Genomic DNA, 4,868 nt, shown 5'->3' on the forward strand with positions numbered 1-4,868 from the left:
GGGCTGCTGGTGGTGATGGTGGTCTGCGGGGCGGCGATCTTCGGGGCGCTGTTCGCGCTGGGGGGTGTGTTCCAGTTCTGGGCGCAGGACGCGGCCGAGGTGCAGGCGGCCTTCACGTACGGCGGGAACGCGCTGTTGCAGTATCCGCCGTCGATCTTCGGGCGGGAGCTGGTGCAGGGGGTGACGTTCGTGGTGCCGCTGGCCTTCGTGAACTGGCTGCCGGCGCTGCGTCTGCTGGGGCGGGACGACCCGCTGGGGCTCCCCGGCTGGGTGGACTTCCTGTCGCCCGTGGTGGCCGCGGCGATGTGCGGGGTGGTGGCGCTGGCCTGGCGGGGGGCGATGCGGAGCTATCGCAGTACCGGAAGTTGAGACGAGAGGGGTCGGAAGGTGACGGAGGACGTGGCGGAGGCGGAGGCGGTGATCGAGCTCGCCGACGTGGAGAAGGTGTTCCGGGTACGGCGGCGGGCGGGTCGGCTGCGGCGGGTGCGGGAGGATGTGCGTGCGGTCCGGGGGATCTCGTTCCGGGTGGCGCGCGGCGAGATGGTGGGGTACATCGGTCCGAACGGGGCCGGGAAGTCGACCACGATCAAGATGTTGACGGGGATCCTGACGCCGAGCGGGGGCCGGCTGCGGGTCGCCGGGATCGACCCTTCGCGGGAGCGGACGCGGCTCGCCCGGCGGATCGGGGTGGTGTTCGGGCAGCGGACGACGTTGTGGTGGGATCTGCCGCTGCGTGACTCGTACGCGCTGGTGCGGCGGATGTACCGGGTGCCCGAGGCGCGGTTCCGGGAGAACCTGGACCGCTGCGTGGAACTGCTGGACCTCGAACCGCTGCTGGACGTGCCGGTGCGGCAGCTGTCGCTCGGACAGCGGATGCGGGGGGACATCGCGGCGGCGTTGCTCCACGACCCCGAGGTGCTGTACCTGGACGAGCCGACGATCGGGCTCGACGTGATCAGCAAGGCGAAGGTGCGGGGCTTCCTGCGTGACCTGAACGCGGAGCGGCGGACGACGGTGCTGCTGACCACCCACGACCTGACCGACATCGAGCAGTTGTGCTCGCGGGTGATGGTGATCGACCACGGGCGACTGATGTACGACGGGGCGCTGGCCGGGCTGCACCAGGTGGGCGAGAGCGAGCGGACGCTGGTGGTGGACCTGGAGCGCGAGCTGCCGCCGATCGAGGTGGCCGGGGCTCGCACGGTGCGGGTGGAGGGGCCCCGGCAGTGGCTGGCGTTCCCGGCCTCGGCGAGCGCGGCGCCGCTGGTGGCGGCGGTGGCCGAGGGGTATCCGCTGGTCGACCTGTCGGTGCGGGAGCCGGACATCGAGGACGTGATCGCGCGGATGTACGCCCTGGGGTCGGCAGGAGCCGAGAAGGTGGGGTAGGCCCCACCCTCGATACGGCCGTGTGCACCATCGTGCCGACACCCCGCTGAACGGCACTGTTCTTCGCGTACCCAACGGGTGCAGTACGAACAGTTTCAGCAGAGGAGTTCGACCGTGGCAACGGCTGTACCGATTCCTTCCACCGGACGTTCCGGGGCCGTGGCGACGGTCGCCGCGCGGGCCGAGGGGGTCGTCAAGGCGTACGGCGCCGGGGAGACGCGCGTGGTGGCGCTCGACCGCGTCACCATCGACGTCCGGCGGGGCGAGTTCACGGCGATCATGGGGCCTTCGGGGTCCGGTAAGTCGACGTTGATGCACTGTCTGGCGGGTCTGGACACGGTCTCCAGCGGGCGGATCTGGATCGGGTCCACGGAGATCACCGGCCTGAAGGACAAGAAGCTCACCAAGCTGCGCCGCGACCACATCGGCTTCATCTTCCAGGCGTTCAACCTGCTGCCCACCCTCAACGCCATCGAGAACATCACCCTCCCGATGGACATAGCCGGCCGCAAGGCCGACACCGAGTGGCTCGACCGCGTCGTCACCACCGTCGGCCTCGCCGACCGCCTCAAGCACCGCCCCAACCAACTCTCCGGCGGCCAACAACAACGCGTCGCCGTCGCCCGCGCCCTCGCCGCCCGACCCGAGATCATCTTCGGCGACGAACCCACCGGAAACCTCGACTCCCGCGCCGGCGCCGAAGTCCTCGGCTTCCTCCGCCGCTCCGTCGACGAACTCGGCCAAACCATCGTCATGGTCACCCACGACCCCGTGGCGGCGGGTTACGCGGACCGGGTGCTGTACCTGGCGGACGGTCGGGTGGTCGACGACATGGCGGAGCCGACGGCCGAGCTGGTGCTCGACCGGATGCGTCGCTTCGACGCCCGCGGGAGGGTGTCGTGAGCGTCCTGCGGATCTCGTTGCGTAGCTTCTTCGCGCACAAGGGCCGGATGGTCCTCTCGGGTCTCGCGATCGTGCTGTCGGTGGCGTTCGTCTGCGGGACGCTCGTGTTCACCGGGACCCTGAACACGACGTTCGACCGCTTCTTCGGCTCGCTGACCTCGGACGTCCGGGTGGGCCCGGTCGAGGAGGAGCACGCCCAGGAGACGGGCCGGCCGGACACCATCCCGGCGGCCGTGGCCGGGCGGGTCGCCTCGGTCGACGGGGTGGCGGCGGCGGACGGCCAGGTGATGACGGAGCACCTGACCCTGGTGGACGCGGACGGCGGGCAGGTCGAGGGCTCGGGCGGCCCGACCTTCGGCGCCGACTGGGGACCGGCGATCCAGCGGACCATGGACCTGGCCGACGGCCGGGCGCCCTCGGGCCCCGGGGAGGTGCTGCTCGACGCGGACACGGCGGAGCGGGAGGACGTGGCGATCGGCGACCGGCTGGAGATCGTGGCGATCCCCGGCCGGGTCGAGGTCGAGGTGACCGGGCTCGCCTCGTTCCGCGACACCAACCCGGGCGCGGCGTTCGTGCTGCTCGACCCGGCGGTGGCGGCCGAGGAACTGCTGGGCGCGGCCGACACGATCAGCACCGTCGAGGTGGTCGCGGCGGACGGCGTCTCGGACGACGAGCTGCGGCAGCGGATCGTGTCCGCGCTCGGGGACGGCTTCCATGTGGAGACGCGGGCGGAGGGCGAGAAGGCGCTGCGCGACGAGGTCGGCTTCCTGGACGTGGTGCGCTACGCGATGCTGGGCTTCGCGGGGATCGCGGTGCTGGTCGGGATCTTCCTGATCGTCAACACCTTCTCCATGCTGGTCGCCCAGCGCACCCGCGAGATCGGCCTGATGCGGGCCATCGGCTCCAGCCGCCGCCAGATCAACCGGTCGGTGCTCATCGAGGCGCTGCTCCTCGGCGTCATCGGCTCGGTGCTGGGCATCGGCGCGGGCGTCGGGCTCGCGGTCGGCCTGATGTCGCTGATGAACGCGGTCGGCATCAACATGGACACCTCACAGCTGACGGTGACGGCGGCGGTGCCGGTGGCCGGGCTGCTGGTGGGCGTGGTGACGACGCTGGTCGCGGCCTGGCTGCCGGCGCGGCGGGCCGGGCGGGTGTCGCCGATGGCCGCGCTGCGGGACGCCGGTACACCGGCTGATGCCCGGGCCGGCCGGGTGCGGGCGACGGTGGGGCTGCTGCTCTCCGGCGCGGGCGCGGCGGCGCTGGTGGCGGCGGCGACCGCGGATGGGTCGTCGGCGGCCGCTTCGCTGCTGGCGCTCGGGCTGCTGGCGTCGCTGGTCGGTGCCGTGGTGGTGGCGCCGCTGCTGGCGAGCGTGGTGGTGCGGGCGGTGAACGCGGTGGTGCTGCGGGCCTTCGGCCCGGTGGGCCGGATGGCCGGCCGCAACGCGTTGCGCAACCCGCGGCGGACCGGGGCCACGGCGGGCGCGCTGATGATCGGCCTCGCGCTGGTGGGTGGGCTCTCGGTGGTCGGCTCATCGGTGGTCGCCTCGGCCTCCGACCAGCTGGACCGGACGGTGGGCGCGGACTTCATCGTGGACTCGATGTCGTCGCAGGCGTTCACGCCGGAGGCGGTGGCGGCGGTGCGGGGGACGCCGGGGTTGGAGCACGTCACGGAACTCGCGTCGGTCAATGTGGAGTTGACGACGGCGGACGGCGAGACCACGGAGGAGGCGGTGGCCGCGGCCGACCCGACGTACGCGGACGACCTGCGGGCCGAGACGCTGTCGGGCGAGTTGGTGGCGGCGTACCGGCCCGACCACCTGTCCGTGCCGGAGTCCTTCGCGACGGACCACGGCCTGGCGGTCGGCGACGAGGTGACGGCGCGCTTCGTGGGGGGCGAGACGACGACGCTGACGCTGGGCGCGATCACCTCCGAGGACACGGTCCTGGACCAGGGCGCGATGTACCTGTCCCTCGACACGGCCCGGGCCCACCTGCCGGCGGACCGGATGCCGTCGAGCATGGTGCTCTTCGCCAAGGCCGAGGACGGCCGGGAGGACGCGGCGTACACGGCGCTCCAGGAGAACCTGCGGGACTTCCCGATGTACGAGGTCAACAACCAGGCCGACTACAAGCAGCTGCTGGAGGACGAGATCGGCGCGCTGCTGAACATCGTGTACGCGCTGCTGGCGCTGGCGATCGTGGTGGCGATCCTGGGTGTGGTGAACACGCTGACACTGTCGGTGGTGGAGCGGACGCGGGAGATCGGCCTGATGCGGGCGATCGGCCTGTCGCGGCGGCAGCTGCGGCGGATGATCCGCCTGGAGTCGGTCGTCATCGCGCTGTTCGGCGCGCTGCTGGGTCTTGGGCTCGGGATGTGCTGGGGCGTGACGGCGCAGCGGGTGCTGGCGCTGTCGGGGTTCTCGGTGCTGGAGATTCCCTGGCCGACGATTCTGGGCGTGCTGGGGGCGTCGGCGGTGGTCGGGTTGGCGGCGGCCCTGGTGCCGGCGTTCCGGGCCGGGCGCCTGCCGGTTCTTCGGGCGATCGCGACGGACTGACGACGTCGCCGCCGGGGGCGGGCG

General features: G+C 72.1%; 4 protein-coding genes. All 4 read left to right on the forward strand.

What is annotated here, in order from left to right; genetic code table 11:
* The coding region (locus E1283_RS31705; protein WP_207930606.1) for an ABC-2 family transporter protein at positions 1–369 on the forward strand (369 nt) is incomplete at its 5' end.
* A gap of 18 nt (positions 370–387) precedes the next feature.
* Entirely contained in the window at positions 388–1,386 is a 999-nt protein-coding gene (locus tag E1283_RS31710; protein ID WP_243745243.1) for an ABC transporter ATP-binding protein, read from the forward strand.
* Positions 1,387–1,500: 114 nt separating this feature from the next.
* Complete coding sequence (locus E1283_RS31715; RefSeq protein ID WP_132821622.1) at positions 1,501–2,289, forward strand: ABC transporter ATP-binding protein; 789 nt, start codon at positions 1,501–1,503, stop codon at positions 2,287–2,289.
* Positions 2,286–4,844: an ABC transporter permease gene (locus E1283_RS31720; protein WP_132821623.1), complete on the forward strand. Its 2,559-nt coding sequence runs from the start codon at positions 2,286–2,288 to the stop codon at positions 4,842–4,844. Before E1283_RS31715 ends, E1283_RS31720 begins: the two co-directional genes overlap by 4 nt.
* The last annotated feature ends 24 nt before the right edge of the window (positions 4,845–4,868 follow it).

Source organism: Streptomyces hainanensis, from assembly GCF_004348415.1.
Taxonomy (GTDB): domain Bacteria; phylum Actinomycetota; class Actinomycetes; order Streptomycetales; family Streptomycetaceae; genus Streptomyces; species Streptomyces hainanensis.